The 14,745-nt window shown below is 62.8% G+C and carries 14 protein-coding genes and 2 pseudogenes; 11 read left to right on the top strand and 5 right to left on the bottom strand.

Going from position 1 to position 14,745, the window contains the following annotated elements; genetic code table 11:
- Positions 1-66: 66 nt before the first annotated feature.
- The gene (locus DLM46_RS30230; protein WP_115106820.1) at positions 67-948 is read right to left on the bottom strand and encodes a class I SAM-dependent methyltransferase; all 882 of its coding nucleotides are present in this window, start codon (positions 946-948) and stop codon (positions 67-69) included.
- 74 nt (positions 949-1,022) lie between these two features.
- Between DLM46_RS30230 and DLM46_RS30225 the strand changes: the two genes are divergently transcribed.
- The 4 genes from DLM46_RS30225 (at position 1,023) to DLM46_RS30210 (ending at position 4,855) form a co-directional block, all read left to right on the top strand.
- Positions 1,023-1,460, top strand: a complete 438-nt coding sequence (locus tag DLM46_RS30225; RefSeq protein ID WP_115106818.1) for a helix-turn-helix domain-containing protein — start codon at positions 1,023-1,025, stop codon at positions 1,458-1,460.
- A gap of 101 nt (positions 1,461-1,561) precedes the next feature.
- Positions 1,562-2,758: an enoyl-ACP reductase FabV gene (gene fabV, locus DLM46_RS30220; RefSeq protein ID WP_115106816.1), complete on the top strand. Its 1,197-nt coding sequence runs from the start codon at positions 1,562-1,564 to the stop codon at positions 2,756-2,758.
- A 623-nt stretch (positions 2,759-3,381) separates the two neighbouring features.
- Positions 3,382-3,675, top strand: a complete 294-nt coding sequence (locus DLM46_RS30215; protein WP_115106814.1) for a hypothetical protein — start codon at positions 3,382-3,384, stop codon at positions 3,673-3,675.
- A 256-nt stretch (positions 3,676-3,931) separates the two neighbouring features.
- Positions 3,932-4,855 (top strand): transporter, encoded by a 924-nt coding sequence (locus tag DLM46_RS30210; RefSeq protein ID WP_115106812.1) that lies wholly within the window; start codon positions 3,932-3,934, stop codon positions 4,853-4,855.
- 469 nt (positions 4,856-5,324) lie between these two features.
- Here the strand turns inward: DLM46_RS30210 and DLM46_RS40595 are convergent, their stop codons facing one another.
- Together DLM46_RS40595 and DLM46_RS30200 are read right to left on the bottom strand one after the other, a co-directional pair.
- Entirely contained in the window at positions 5,325-5,750 is a 426-nt protein-coding gene (locus DLM46_RS40595; RefSeq protein WP_115106810.1) for a hypothetical protein, read from the bottom strand.
- A gap of 30 nt (positions 5,751-5,780) precedes the next feature.
- Entirely contained in the window at positions 5,781-6,215 is a 435-nt protein-coding gene (locus tag DLM46_RS30200) for a nuclear transport factor 2 family protein (RefSeq protein ID WP_115106808.1), read from the bottom strand.
- A 75-nt stretch (positions 6,216-6,290) separates the two neighbouring features.
- Here DLM46_RS30200 and DLM46_RS30195 point away from each other — a divergent pair, with 75 nt between their 5' ends.
- Entirely contained in the window at positions 6,291-6,959 is a 669-nt protein-coding gene (locus DLM46_RS30195) for a TetR/AcrR family transcriptional regulator (RefSeq protein WP_115106807.1), read from the top strand.
- A gap of 534 nt (positions 6,960-7,493) precedes the next feature.
- Here the strand turns inward: DLM46_RS30195 and DLM46_RS30190 are convergent.
- Positions 7,494-8,396, bottom strand: coding sequence for a LysR family transcriptional regulator (locus DLM46_RS30190; protein WP_115106805.1), 903 nt, complete (start codon positions 8,394-8,396; stop codon positions 7,494-7,496).
- Between the two features lie 196 nt (positions 8,397-8,592).
- Between DLM46_RS30190 and DLM46_RS30185 the strand changes: the two genes are divergently transcribed.
- The gene (locus DLM46_RS30185) at positions 8,593-8,730 is read left to right on the top strand and encodes a DUF3563 family protein (RefSeq protein WP_115106803.1); all 138 of its coding nucleotides are present in this window, start codon (positions 8,593-8,595) and stop codon (positions 8,728-8,730) included.
- Positions 8,731-9,104: 374 nt separating this feature from the next.
- On the opposite strand, the gene DLM46_RS30180 is transcribed toward DLM46_RS30185, so the two are convergent.
- Positions 9,105-9,617 carry a LysR family transcriptional regulator gene (locus DLM46_RS30180; protein WP_115106801.1) on the bottom strand — a complete coding sequence of 171 codons (513 nt, stop codon included), beginning with the start codon at positions 9,615-9,617 and terminating at the stop codon, positions 9,105-9,107.
- A 220-nt stretch (positions 9,618-9,837) separates the two neighbouring features.
- On the opposite strand from DLM46_RS30180, the gene catA reads away from it, so the two are divergent.
- The 5 genes and pseudogenes from catA to DLM46_RS30155 all read left to right on the top strand — a co-directional run bounded on the left by catA (position 9,838) and on the right by DLM46_RS30155 (position 14,735).
- Positions 9,838-10,758 carry a catechol 1,2-dioxygenase gene (catA, locus tag DLM46_RS30175; protein ID WP_115106799.1) on the top strand — a complete coding sequence of 307 codons (921 nt, stop codon included), beginning with the start codon at positions 9,838-9,840 and terminating at the stop codon, positions 10,756-10,758.
- Positions 10,759-10,960: 202 nt separating this feature from the next.
- Positions 10,961-12,351 (top strand): annotated as a pseudogene (gene benA / locus DLM46_RS30170) (benzoate 1,2-dioxygenase large subunit).
- Positions 12,348-12,839 (top strand): benzoate 1,2-dioxygenase small subunit, encoded by a 492-nt coding sequence (benB, locus tag DLM46_RS30165; RefSeq protein WP_115106797.1) that lies wholly within the window; start codon positions 12,348-12,350, stop codon positions 12,837-12,839. The pseudogene benA and the gene benB overlap by 4 nt, the downstream one beginning before the upstream one ends.
- 82 nt (positions 12,840-12,921) lie before the next feature.
- Positions 12,922-13,941 carry a benzoate 1,2-dioxygenase electron transfer component BenC gene (gene benC / locus DLM46_RS30160; protein ID WP_115106795.1) on the top strand — a complete coding sequence of 340 codons (1,020 nt, stop codon included), beginning with the start codon at positions 12,922-12,924 and terminating at the stop codon, positions 13,939-13,941.
- 5 nt (positions 13,942-13,946) lie between these two features.
- Positions 13,947-14,735 (top strand): annotated as a pseudogene (locus tag DLM46_RS30155) (1,6-dihydroxycyclohexa-2,4-diene-1-carboxylate dehydrogenase).
- The last annotated feature ends 10 nt before the right edge of the window (positions 14,736-14,745 follow it).

Raw genomic sequence — 14,745 nt, 5'->3', positions numbered from 1 at the left:
GTACCAAGACGGGAAACGGGTCACTAAACGGGTCACTAAAGAGCGCTCATCAGATAGTCCGTTGCGTCACTCATGGGCTGCCTCCTTCGACACGGCTGACGCGGACGGCGCCCGGGCGCAGATCATCCAGCAGGCAGCGGTGTAGCGAACTTCGGTTCCATGCACATAGGGAGCAAAGGCCGCGCGGACCGTTTCGATGACTTGCGTGCGCGTCCGCTGGTCCGCCTCCTGAAGGATCCGGCCGACAGGGCCGAGCCGGGCGAAGTAGCCGACCAGCTCCTTCTCGGGCATGGTGCACTCCACATCGAGCGGCCGGATGTCGATCCCGGCCCAGCCGCTTGCTTCCAGGATGGACGACACGCGCTGCCGGTCTGCGAAGGAGAACTGCCCCGGCTCGCCCGGCCGGCGCGCGGGCAGATTCGGCAGCAGCGGCGCGGCGGCGCGCTCGGCGGTGGTCATGAAGGGATTGTCCGCGGCACTCCGCCAGACGATGCAGTGCAGTTCGGCGCCGTCGCTGGCGGCGCGCCGCAGGTTTGCGAAGGCCAGGACCGGATCGTCGAAGAACATCACGCCGAAGCGCGACATGATTGCTTCGAAGCTCGCCGGCTCGAAAGCATGGATCTGCAAGTCGGCACGAACGAAGCTTGCCGTCGAACCCTCCCGCTCGGCGCGCGCCTGGGCGGCGGCGATCATCGGAGCCGACACATCGGCGCCGATGCAATGGCCCTTCGCGCCGAGCCGCCGCGCGAGAGCCAGCGTCGTGGCGCCCGTGCCGCAACCGACGTCGAGCACGCGGCGCCCGGAGCCGGCGCAAATCATGTCGGCGAGCAGGTCTTCGAACGGCTTGTACATCTGGTCGAGCATCTCCTGCGCCGCCACCCAGGCGCGTCCGGCGCTGCCGTTCCAGAGCGCCGCCTGCTCGTTTTCGGTCCCGCGTGTGAGATCCATGGTCGTTGTCCTTTGCTTGCCCCCGGGGAGCGGAAGCTAAACTATGCAAGTTCAAGTCGACTTGAGGTCAAGAGGTGATCAAGCTGGACATCGCCGAGGTGGCGCAGCGATCGGGCATTCCCGCATCGACGCTGCGCTTTTACGAGGAAAAGGGGCTGATTGCCTCTACCGGCAGGCGAGGACTGCGCCGCCTGTTCGATGCGGGCGTGCTGGACCGGTTGGCGCTGATCGCGCTGGGGCGTGCCGCCGGTTTCTCGCTGGATGAGATTGCCCTGATGTTCGGGCCGGAGGATCAGCCGCGCATCGACCGGCAGATGCTCGCGGCCAAGGCGGAGGAACTGGACAGGACGATCCGCAAACTGAGCGCGATGCGCGACGGCCTGCGGCACGCCGCTGCCTGCCCTGCGCCGAGCCATATGGAATGCCCTACCTTCCGCCGCATCCTGCGGGCCGCCGCGTCCGGCGCGATAGGAACGAGAAGCAGGAGCGTTCCGCTGCCGCCAGGGAAGTAGTTGCGGGTACATCGATATCGTACATATCGTACGTTTAAGCCCATTTCCGGCGATCGTCGGCTCCCAATATAATCGCGGAATCTCAAACAACAGGGGGCTTCATGATCATCAAACCGCGCGTGCGTGGCTTCATCTGCGTGACTACGCATCCTGTCGGCTGCGAGGCCAACGTCAGGGAACAGATCGACTACGTCACCGCACGCGGTCCCATCGCCCATGGTCCGAAGAAAGTACTGGTGATCGGTGCATCGACGGGCTACGGCCTGGCCGCGCGCATCAGCGCCGCGTTCGGTTCGGACGCTGCCACGCTCGGCGTGTTTTTCGAGCGCGCCGGCAGTGAGACCAAGCCGGGCACCGCGGGCTGGTACAACACCGCGGCTTTCGAGAAATTCGCCGCGGCCAAGGGTCTGTACGCGACGGGCATCAATGGCGACGCGTTCTCGGACGAGATCAAGCAGCGCACCATCGAGGTCATCAAACGCGATCTCGGTCAGGTCGATCTGGTGGTCTACAGTCTGGCCGCGCCGAAGCGCACGCACCCCAAAACCGGCGAGGTGTTCAGCTCGACGCTGAAGCCGGTCGGCAAGGCCGTCAACCTGCGCGGCATCGACACCGACAAGGAAGTCGTCAAGGAAACCGTTCTGGAGCCCGCGACGCAAGACGAAATCGACCACACCGTCGCGGTGATGGGCGGCGAAGACTGGCAGATGTGGATCGACGCCCTGCTCGACGCCGGCGTGCTGGCCGAAGGCGCGAAGACCACCGCCTTCACCTATCTCGGCGAAAAGATCACGCACGATATCTACTGGAACGGCTCCATCGGCGCGGCCAAGAAGGATCTGGACCGCAAGGTGCTCGGCATCCGCGAGAAACTGGCGGCGCGAGGCGGCGACGCACGCGTCTCGGTGCTCAAGGCGGTCGTCACCCAGGCGAGCTCCGCGATTCCGATGATGCCGCTGTATCTGTCGCTGCTCTTCAAGGTCATGAAGGAGAAAGGCACGCACGAAGGCTGCATCGAGCAGGTCTACGGGCTCTACAAAGACAGCCTCTACGGCGCGGCGCCGCTCGTGGATGACGAAGGCCGTCTGCGTGCGGACTACAAGGAACTCGACCCGGATGTGCAAGCCCGCGTCCAGCAACTCTGGAATCAGGTCACCAGCGACAACATCTACGAACTCACCGACTTCAGCGGCTACAAGACGGAATTTCTGCGCCTGTTCGGCTTCGAGATCGCAGGGGTGGACTATGAGGCGGACGTGAATCCCGACGTGCAGATTCCCAACCTCGTTCAGGCCTGACTCCGCGCGTGAGTGCAGTCGATAAGCGTTGCCGTCCACGTTCATCGACTGCGCCGCGCAGCCATCAGTCGCAATCATATTCTTGCACCGGTCTCATGACGCGATAGCGGGCGCGCCTCAACACCCAAAGCCGGTCAAGCAAACAAATCGTCGACACCCATTAGCGGGCCTCCCCACCGCCGCCCTGACGGGCGACGGTGGGGAGGCCCGCTACGTTGAATGATCCCGCTTGGCCTTGGCCCTGATTTTTCTCCTGCAGGGCGCTGAATCGACGGAAGCGTATCAGCGGCGCAGTGCGAGAGCCAACGCTCAAAGACCATCCGGTGCCCATCACGCGCCACCTGTCGTCGGTCAACTTCGGGGCTTCTTGTGGGCTATTCTGCTTTCGGATTCGAACTGGGAGGGACTGCAACCGAATCTGATCCTGAACCCGAAAACACGCGTATAAACGGCGCAGTCCGCTGGATCTGCCTCTGCGGCACACGACCGACTACGTCGAGGAGCAAGCGACGACCACGAGGCGCCCGTGCGCAGAACGTCTCACAGTGCTCCCCACGCGTCGAGAAATGACGGCCTATGCTGTTACTCAGGGAACAGACCGCCGTACGGCGGGAGGAGCGATCATGAAAGCGAAAGCCCTGGCAATGCTGCTATGCGCGCTGCTTTCTTCGAGCGGCTTTGCAGCTCAGTGCACGACGAACGCACGCGGAACGACCACATGCGGCAACGGCGAAAACGCAGTGCGCTATAACCCGAACACGGGCAACGCAGTGAAGGCGCAAACGAACTCCGTGGGCGTGACCACAGTGCAGACGGGTCACGGCGGTGAAGTGAAGATGAAAAACGGCAAAGGCGTCTATAAGGCCCCGAACGGGCAGACGTGTTACAAAACGGCGAACAGCCAGGGTTGCCGCTAGCCCGGTAGCCGGTCCGGTGGTACTCATTTCGGCGTGGTGTCAAAGAGTGCGACCACGCCGTCATCGATGCGGCAATGCAGGGCCCCGCAAGCGTATGCCGATGCCATGGCATTCGAAACGAAAGGCAGAATGAGGCGGAGGATGCGGAACATATGAGCCGGTATCGGGTGTCAATATGAGAGTCGCCCGGAACATCGCGCCTTCTCGCCTCGCGGCTCTACGCCATGCGTCAGCACCGTGCCCTGGTTGACCGACGATGAGGTGTCCGCCCTCGGCCCGGACACTTCTGCCCGCGTGCCTGCTCTTCCTCCTGCCTGCAGCGCCCAGCGCCTTCGCCCAGGAACTGGAGCCGCGGACGTACTCGGCGTCGCCGGTCGGCACCCATTTTCTCGCCGCGACCTATGCGTTCCTGACTGGCGACGTGCTGACCGACCCGTCGCTGCCCATCACCAACGTTCACGCAAACCTCAACTTTTTTACGCTCGGCTATGTGCAAACCTTCGGCATCGCGGGTCACGCGGCGTCATTCGGTCTAGCCATGCCATTCGCCCGCGGCAACCTCAGCGGGAATGTAGTGGACGCCCCGCAGGAAATCCATCGCGCGGGTCTCGGCGATCTGCGACTGCGCTTCGCATTCAACCTGATCGGCGGTCCCGCTTTATCACCCGAAGAGTTCGCGCGCCGCGCGCCTGCCACCTCCGTCGGCGTGAGCCTGACCGTGACCGCGCCTACCGGACAATACGTGGACTCGCACCTCGTCAACGTAGGTGCCAACCGGTGGTCGGTCAAACCGGAGATTGGCATCTCACAGCCGGTCGGCAACTGGTTTTATGAAGTGTCCGCCGGAATCTGGTTCTTTACGGACAATTCGGACTTCTTCCTCGCCCACACGCGAGGTCAGGCGCCGCTTTGCACCGTGCAGTTGCATGCGGGCTACAACTTCCGGGCCGGGCTATGGCTGGCCGGCGATGTCGGCTATTTCGCCGGCGGACGCACCTCGGTCGACGGCCGGGAAAATCAGGACCGGCAGGCCAATACGCGTTTCGGACTGACGCTTTCGGTGCCCTTTGCGCGCGGCTGGTCCGCGAAGCTGGCCGCGTCGAAGGGACTCGTCGCGCGGGTGGGCGGCGACTACAAGGCTATCTCGCTCACCATCCAGTACCGCTGGTTCGACCGATGACCTGCCGTTCGCGGAGCCCCGCTTGCTTGCGACTGCGCCGCTGCGGATCCACCAGCAAGACACCCTGGTACTCTTGCGGCACATACCTGCACGCATGGTCGGGTTCACGGTACCCTTTCGCCTTCTGTCGTCGCGGCAACGTCGCTTTGGGCCGCGCAATCGTTACTGATGAGGCCGATGAAGTTGCCTGTCGGCGCGTGAATCCGCCGCCCGCATCGCGTCCGCTCTGTGCGACACGCTGGCTCTGCATCGCGCCTCTTTTAGCGGATGACTTGCCGGCGAGCCCCAGCGAGCGGATGTCCGTTACATCCCGGAAGCGGTCGCATAGACTGCACAGCGTCGATCGGCCGCAGTGGGGTCGACAAGCGAAGTAGGGGGCTGAGTCTCCGGCGACGCAATCGTCGCCGGCTTCGAACTTCCGGGTTCGGCCAGTCCTCCCCTGCTCTTCCTACACCAGCAGGCGACTGACCTAAGCGGCGCCGCGTCGTTGGCCGGCAGGCTGCGCCGACCGGCTCTGCCCGCCGATGCGCGTGAATACAAGCCAGGCGAACAGCAGCGCGCTCAACCCCACGATGATGGACGCGACGCCGATCATCGGCTCGGCGGCCTCGGTGCCCTTGAGCCTGAGCGTCAGCGCACCGAGCATCACCGGCACGCCGACGTTGTGCATCCAGAATTGCGCGCAGGCGACGCGTCCTACGCTGACCGACGGGTAGGCCGTGCCGATCAGTCCGAACAGCGCCATCGAGACCCAGCCGAGCAGGTTGATGTGGGCGTGCACCGGGAACAGCGAATGGTCGCCCGAGGCGCCCATCACCACGCCGAGAGTCACCCCGACGGCGAAGTAAACGGCTGCCAGCCGGAGCCAGGCGCGAGCGCGCGGGTTGTCGTTCATGTCATTGCTCCTCGATGGTCCATGCCGGTCTCAGGTGGTCTGCGGCGCGTTGAGCTGCTGCAGGATCGACGCGAAATCGAGCCACACGTTCTCGCGCCTGATCTGCCCGTCGGGCGCCATCTCGAACACGTGCAGCAGGCGGAAACTCAGGTTGCGTCCGTGGCCGGGAATGCCGAACGGCGCACCGGGTGCGGTCCCTTCCCACAGGCTCTCGTCGACCACGAAGTCCGGCCCGTAGTAACGCCGCAGCGTGGTCACCTTCTCGCCCGACAGGTCGGCGAACAAGGTGTCGTAGAAGCCACGAGCGGCAGTCTTACCGCGCAGCGGGCCGGGGGGATAGCCGACAACGTCGTGCTCGACATCGTCGACCATTGTGCTCAAAACGCCATCGACGTCGTCTTCGGCCTCGAAACGGAAGTGGCGGTCGATCATGCGATCGAAGGTCTGCTGCGATGCGGCGTCCATAGATTCCCCTTGGGTGGACAAGCGTCTATAATGAGAATTCAGTCACTTCATAAGACACATGTCTCATTATTTTTCATGCCCAACAGAAAGTCAAGCCGCCGCGCGGATGACGTCGAGACCGACGGCCGCGCGAACCAGAAGCGCCGCACGCGCCAGGCACTGATCGACGCCGCGCTGGCGCTTCGCGACGAAGGGCGCAACCCTACGTTCGCCGAGGTGGCCGAGCGCGCGCTGGTGTCACGCGCCACCGCCTATCGCTATTTCTCGTCGGTCGAAGCGCTGGTTAGCGAGACAGCCACCGAACGTGGGATGCTGCCGCTGGAGCGCTTCTGGCGCTCTGGCGACAACCCGGCGGAAGGCATCTCGCGCGCCGCGCGCGAAATGATGAAGCTGTTGCTCGATGACGAAGTCGGCCTGCACATGATGGAGCGCTCGTTCATGGCCGTATGGCTCGAAAACGACCCGAGCGTGCGGCCGCCGCGGCCCGGCCGGCGAATGAAATACATCGAGCCGATCGTCGAGTCGCTGAAAGGCGAGCTGGCGCCGTCGGCGCGCAGACGCCTCGCGCACGCGCTGTCGATGGTGATGGGCAGCGAGGCCGCGCTGGCGGTCCGCGACATCGGTGGCGCGAGCGTCGACGAGGCGCTCACCGCCGCTGCGTGGGCAGCGCAGGCGCTGGTGAGCCAGGCATGCGCCGAAACTGCGGAGGCGCGTCGCAAGCGAGCCGCGGCGCGGACGGCGTGACCGACATGCACGAACTGCACCACGCAGTCGAATTGGCCAGCCCAGCACACGGAATGGACGATCGACAATGATGCGGCAGACCAGCTTTGCAGAAGCGGAAGGCGCGGGCAGATTTTCGCGTTGTCGACGCCTCTGTATCCAAACTGATCGCCCGCATATTTTCTGGAAACGCCGGCGTCGATCCTTGAACTTCAGGTCAGGTTGCTTATCCTGCCGCGCTCAAACCGTCACCGTGCTGAGCGTCCGCTTTCGGGATACGTAAAGGTCGGCTTGGGGTCTATTGTGTTGAAAAACTCGCCGCGCGCCGCTTTCGAACTGCCCGTAAAAAAATCGACCTCTCAGATCGGTCTACAAACCGCTCGCGAGTATCGGCTAAGGGTAAGACGACCCTGAAAACCTCGCTAGACCGATCATCAACGAGTTTTTCAACACGATAGGCCAATGTCGGTCATTCAGCCCAGCGTTAAGACAGCCACTCGAAGGTCGGCTCCATTCGACTAACAGACGCTTGGCGGCGCGATCATCGCGATTCAGCTAACCGAGGAGTCTCGATGCCGTCCGGACGATTTCCTCGACGAACACTTTGACCATTGGATGGTTGCGCTCGCCGCGTCGATAAGCGACGTAGATTTTGCGGCGAACCTCTGGCCTCAGCTTTACCCATGCCACGCCGCGCGGCGAGCGTAGCCTCCTGAGTCCGGGGACGATTGACACCGAGCAGCCGGAGGCCACCATCGCTTCGATCATCTCAGATCCACGGCATATGGCGTTGGTCCGAGGCTCGTACCCGGCGCGGCGGCATAAATCGACGACGAAGCTGCCGAAGGGCCCCCCCCTCGATTCGATCGCCCAGGTTTCGTCCGTGAGATCGGCTAGGCTAAGCGACGGTTTTTTGCTCAGCGGGTGGTCAGTCGAGACTGTCACGTACCACACGTCCTCGGCCAGCGGCACAATCGCGACGTTTTCCCGATTATCGCCCGCGACGATTGAGAGATCGTCAATCAAGGCGATGTCCGTTCTCCAGGACCGCAATGCCGCGACCCCGTCAATCGCCTCCAATTCTTCAATTGCGATCCCCAGGCGCGGATACGCGTGCTGCAGCGCCTTGACCGTGTCAGGGAGTACAACCGAAGCGATCGACGGAAACGCGGCGACGCGCAGCTCGCCGGCTATTTCACGCCGAAGCTCTGCCATTTCCGAGCGAGCCTCGTCCAGCACAACCATCAGCCGCTCGGCGTACCCCACCAACGCGTGGCCGGCGGGAGTAAGCCTGACCCCGCGGCCGATGCGCTCCGTAAGCTTGACGCCGGCCTCCTCTTCCAGTTGTGCGATCTGCTGTGACACCGCCGAGGGCGTCAGGAACAGAGCCTCAGCGGCGGCGGCCATCGTGCCACACCGCGCCAGCTCCAGGAGCGCCCGCAGTCGACCGACTTCCAAAGTAGGTGCCTCGTGAAAAAGCAGGTTGATTCAACAAAATGAGTAATGTATTGCATAAGAAACGATAAGTATACGTAAGCATATTTGCCGTCTACGATTGAATCGTCGAACAGTGCCAGCGAACAGCCGCGAGACACATGCGTTGCGCCGCGTCCGGCCAACTGCGTCACTGGTAAGCAATTTCTTGGAGATTATTATGTTTGCCTTCCTTCTCACACAGATTGGCCGCTGGTTTGACCGCGCCGAACAACGCCGCAATGATGAGTACCTTGCGGGCGCGCGAGACCTTGCCGAGCTCGAACGGCGCATGCGCTCGCTGGAAAGCTGCTGCTGACTGAGGTAATGCTTCCGCGATCAAAGGACCAAAGAGTACGCCGCATCAATATTTGTGATCACCGACGATTCTCCTGTCCGTCGTAATCCGCAAGCTGCCGTTCGCGCGATGAGGCGGTGGCCGTCCGCTTCGCGTCGATCACGGCCTTTCGCCAATGCGAAAGTGGCCCTGAGACGACGGAGTACGCAAACAAGAAAACCGACGCCTGGCCGGCTTCGTAAAGCATATCGTTGCACTTTGTCCGTAAAGCATATCTTTGCACTCGGTGCAGCAATATTCATTTTGGTTTCAGGACATTCGCGCACTGCGTTGGCTTCCTGAACGCCGCGCGCTTCAACGCAACGCGACACGCCCCGATCCGGCGGGCTCGACCATCATCGATCGTGCGGCGGCAAATACTCCATCTGCTCTTCGACATAGAGCGCGTAGATCAGCTTGAGCATCGCGGAGATGTCTTCGGACTCGTCGAGCATGCGTATGCTCATGATGATCGGCGACACCAGGTTCGCGTCGTCCAGACCGATATAGCTGACATCGTCGCGTTTCAATCCGTAGACGCTGCTGGGTACGATCGAAATGCCCTCGCCCGCTGCGACGAGGCCGAGCGCGATCTGCAGTTCACGCGTTTCGTAAATGCGCCTCGTCATCGACTCCAGATCGGCCGACTGGGCGAGCAGCTGCACCGCGTGCGAATAGAAGAAGCGCCCCGTATCGGTCAGTTTGAGCGGGCGCGCAGTGCGTTCGAACAGCTGCACGCCGAGCGAATCCTCGAGTTGCTGAATCTGCCGGCTGAGCGGCGGCTGCGCGATATGCAGCCGCTCGGCGGCACGCGTGAAATTGCGCTCCTCCGCGACCGCAACGAAATAACGCAAATGGCGCAATTCCATAACCATACCTTCTAGATATAGATCTGATACTAAATCGGTGTTGGACGTGCCAAATCGGCAGCCACTATCCTGCATCTACGCCTGAAGCCTTCAAAAATTATACCTTTCAGGCATTACAACCAAAACAATCAGATTGCAGCGGCAGCGTTGCACGGCCGCACGGCGACGCGCGCGGCACACCGCCTTGCGCCCCCCAGAGATCAGAGAACTGGAGCAGACAATGAAGCATTCCGACATCGAGACCCTCGTGAAAGGGTTCATCGCAGACAGCGCGACGGGTGACGTCGATGCACGCGTGCAGCAGGTGGTGGTGCGCCTGACAAGCGACCTGTTCAAGGCGATCGAGGACCTCGATCTGAGCCCGAGCGAGGTCTGGAAAGGCATCGAATATTTCGCCGAAGCGGGCGCCACGCAGGAACTCGGCCTGCTGGCCGCCGGCCTCGGGCTCGAACGCTTCCTCGATATCCGCATGGACGAGGCCGACGCCGAAGCCGGCCTGACCGGCGCCACGCCGCGCACCATCGAGGGTCCGCTGTACGTGGCCGGCGCGCCGGCAAGCGAAGGCTTCGCGCGGCTCGACGACGGCACCGAAGCGGATGCCGGCGACGTGCTCTTCATGCAGGGCACGGTCTTCGATGCGGCGGGCAAGCCGCTGCCCGGCGCCCAGGTCGAGGTCTGGCACGCGAATCTGCTCGGCAACTACTCGTTCTTCGACAAGACCCAGCCGGCGTTCAATCTGCGGCGCACGATCATCGCCGACCGCGACGGCCGCTATCGATTCCGCAGCATCGTGCCGGTGGGCTACGGCTGCCCGCCGCAAGGCACCACGCAACGCCTGCTCGACAAACTCGGCCGCCATGGCCGCCGGCCCGCGCATATCCACTTTTTCGTCTCGGCGCCCGGCCATCGCAAGCTCACGACGCAGATCAACATCGACGGCGACGAGTACCTGTGGGACGACTTCGCGTTCGCGAGCCGTGAGGGCCTGGTCCCGCCGGTCGAGCGCGTCTCGTCACCTGAGCAGATCAGACAGCAGGGCGTCGGCAAACCGTTCGTGTCAATCGACTTCGACTTCCGGCTCAACGCCGACAGCGCGGCCGCCCCCGCGGTGGAAGTCGAGCGCATTCGCGCGGCTGCATAAGACGCACCGCCGCGCACACCGCACACCGCTGTACACAGCCGCACCTCGCACGGCACGCACGCGCCGCGCGGTCTGCGCGCGGCCACGATTCAGCTTTGCATGGGACCAGAGTAAGCGCTGAAGCACTAACCCTGGTCGACCGCTTTGCATGGGACCAGAGTAAGCGCTGAAGCGCTAACTCTGGTCGACACAGGAGACAAACATGATTCCGATTTATCCCGACCGCACACCGCGCCTGACCCGCATCGACGATTTCCTGGTGGAAGACAAAGCGCGCGGCGACTACCGCCTGCACCGCAGCGCGTTCACCGATCAGGCGCTGTTCGAGCTCGAGATGCAGCATATCTTCGAGGGCAACTGGATCTATCTCGCGCACGAAAGCCAGATCCCGAACAACAACGACTACTACACCACGCACATGGGCCGTCAGCCGGTCGTGATCGCGCGCAACCGGCAAGGCGAACTCAACGCGTTCATCAATGCGTGCACGCACCGCGGCGCGATGCTCTGCCGTCACAAACGCGGCAACAAGGCCACTTATACCTGCCCGTTCCACGGCTGGACCTTCAACAACAGCGGCAAGCTGCTGAAGGTCAAGGATCCTGACGACGCCGGCTATCCCGACTGCTTCAACAAGGAAGGCTCGCACGACCTCGGGAAGATCGCGCGCTTCGAAAGCTATCGCGGCTTCCTGTTCGGCAGCCTGAATGACGATGTTCTGCCTCTCAGCGAATTTCTCGGCGAGGCCGCACGGATCATCGACATGATCGTCGACCAGTCGGAAGACGGGCTCGAAGTGCTGCGCGGCGCGTCCACGTATACGAGGGCAACTGGAAACTGCAGACCGAAAACGGCGCCGACGGCTATCACGTGTCGGCGGTGCACTGGAACTACGCCGCGACGACCAACCATCGCAAGCAGGAGAACGCTCGCGAAGACAAGGTCCGGGCGATGGACGCGGGCAACTGGGGACGGCAAGGCGGCGGCTTCTACGCGTTCGAACACGGCCACATGCTGCTGTGGTCGCGCTGGGCGAATCCGCAAGACCGTCCGAACTTCAGTCAGCGCGACGCCTTTGCCGCGCGCTGCGGCAGCGAGACGGCCGACTGGATGATCCAGAACTCGCGCAATTTGTGCCTCTATCCGAACGTGTATCTGATGGACCAGTTCGGCTCGCAGATTCGCCTGCTGCGCCCGCTCGCCGTCGACAGGACCGAGGTGACGATTTACTGCATCGCACCCAAGGGCGAATCCGCCGAAGCGCGGGCGCGCCGCATCCGTCAATACGAGGACTTTTTCAACGTGAGCGGCATGGCGACGCCCGACGATCTCGAAGAGTTTCGCGCCTGCCAGCAAGGCTATGCAGGCCGCTCGCTCGAATGGAACGACATGTGCCGCGGCTCGCAGCATTGGATCGACGGTCCCGATGAAGCGGCGCACAGGATCGGCCTGAAACCGGTGATGAGCGGCGTCAAGACCGAAGACGAAGGACTCTACACCGTCCAGCACCGCTATTGGGTGGAGACGATGAAACAGGCGCTGAAACAGACGACCCAGGAAGAAGCACGGCCCACGCAAGGAGACCACGCATGAAGACGCTCACGATCGCCGATCTCCAGGCATTCCTCTATCGCGAAGCGCGACTGCTCGACGACGAGCAATGGGATGAATGGCTCGACTGTTACCACACCGACGCGGTGTTCTGGATGCCGTCATGGGATGACGAAGACAAGCTCGTCACCGACCCGCAAACCGAGATTTCGCTGATCTACTACCCCAACCGCCAGGGGCTCGAAGACCGCGTGTTCCGCATCAAGACCGAGCGTTCGAGCGCGACGATGCCCGACACGCGCACGATCCACAACATCAGCAACGTGGAACTGGAAAGCGAACAGAACGGCGTTCATACGGTGCGCTTCAACTGGCACACGCTGAGCCATCGCTACAAGACGAACTACAGCTACTTCGGCATGTCGCGCTATGTGATCGATTTTTCGGGCGAGCAGCCGCAAATCCAGAACAAGTATGTCGTGCTGAAGAACGACTACATCAATCAGGTTATCGACATCTACCACATCTGAGCGGAGTGGTTCAGGCGCAGCAGCTTCAGGGCAGACTCGAAACAGACGCGGAGCAGCCTCGAAGCAGTTTCAGGAGCAGAAAATGGAACATAGCATTGCACTTCAATTCGAAGACGGCGTGACCCGCTTCATCACCTGCCGCGACAACGAAACGCTGTCCGACGCCGCCTACCGGCAACAGGTCAATATCCCGCTGGACTGCCGCGACGGCGCCTGCGGAACCTGCCGCAACTTCTGCGAATCGGGTGACTACGATCTGCCCGCTTCGAGCTATATCGACGACGCGCTTACCGCGGACGAAGCGGCCCAGGGCTACGTGCTCGCCTGCCAGACGCGTCCGCGCTCGGATTGCGTGATCCGCGTGCCGGCATCGTCGGCCGCGCGCAAGACAGGCGTGTCGCGGCACGAGGGGAAGCTCGCCACCATCGACAAGCTGACCGAATCGACCCTTCATTTCTCCATCGACGTCGATCAGCCGGGTCAGCTCGGCTTTCTTCCCGGCCAGTACGTGAACGTGGAAATCCCCGGCAGCGACGCCTCCCGTTCCTATTCGTTCAGCTCGGCGCCGGGCGCCGCGCGCGCCGCCTTCGTCGTGCGCAACGTGCCGGAAGGACGCATGAGCCGCTATCTGAGCGAGGAAGCGCAACCGGGGCAGCGCATCACGTTCTCCGGCCCCTATGGCAGCTTCTATTTGCGCGAACCGGTTCGGCCGGTTCTGTTTCTCGCGGGCGGCACCGGGATTGCGCCGTTCCTGTCGATGCTTCAGACGCTGAGCGCGAACGGCAGCACGCAGCCGGTGCGAATGGTGTATGGCGTGACCCACGACATCGACCTCGTCGCCACCGCTCAACTCGACGAAGCGCAACGCGCGCTCGCGCAGTTCGAATACCGCACGTGCGTGGCGGACGCCGCCAGCACTCATGCCCGCAAAGGCTACGTGACTGAACATGTCGATCCCGCCTGGCTGAACGACGGCGATGTCGACGTGTACCTGTGCGGACCGGTCGCGATGGTCGATGCCGTGCAGAACTGGCTGCGCGACAGCGGCATCACGCCTGCGCATTTCTACTACGAAAAATTTTCCGCGAGCAACGTCGCGTGATGGCCATGGACACTCGCAAACGCTTCAACGAAAAAATCGTCGTGGTGACTGGCGCGGCGCAAGGAATCGGTCGCGGTGTCGCGCTGCGCGCGGCGGCTGAAGGCGGCATCGTCGTGCTGACCGACCGCTCGGAACTCGTGCATGAAGTGGCGGCGGAGATTGCCGGCCTCGGCTGCGGGTCGCCGCCGCGGTGCTCGCCGATCTGGAAACCTACGCCGGAGCCTGCGCGATGACGCAGGCCGCGCTCGATGCCTTCGGCAGAATCGACGTGCTGATCAACAATGTCGGCGGGACGATCTGGGCGAAGCAATATCAGGAATACGAGGAAGCGCAGATCGAAGCCGAAGTGCGCCGCTCGCTTTTTCCCACCCTGTGGTGCTGCCGTGCGGTGCTGCCGGCGATGATCGAACGGCGGCGCGGTGCGATCGTCAACGTCTCGTCGATTGCGACACGCAGCATTTATCGTGTGCCGTATGCGGCGTCGAAAGGCGGCGTGAATGCGTTGACCGCGAGCCTCGCCTTCGAGCATGCGGAACACTGGCATCCGCGTGAACGCCGTCGCCACCGGGGGAACCGAGGCGCCGCCGCGCAAAGTGCCGCGCAACACCGTGCCGCAGAGCGAGCAGGAGGCGCGCTGGTATCAGGGCATCGTCGAGCAGACGATCTCGTCGACTTTGATGCGTCGCTATGGAACGATCGACGAACAGGTCGGCGCGATTCTGTTTCTCGCATCGGACGAGGCTTCGTATATCACCGGTACGGTGTTGGCTGTCGGCGGTGGCGATCTCGGCTGAGGTGTCGCGT

Source organism: Paraburkholderia lacunae (genome assembly GCF_003353175.1).
Classification (GTDB): Bacteria; Pseudomonadota; Gammaproteobacteria; order Burkholderiales; family Burkholderiaceae; genus Paraburkholderia; species Paraburkholderia lacunae.
This window is presented reverse-complemented; position numbering and strand designations above follow the sequence as displayed.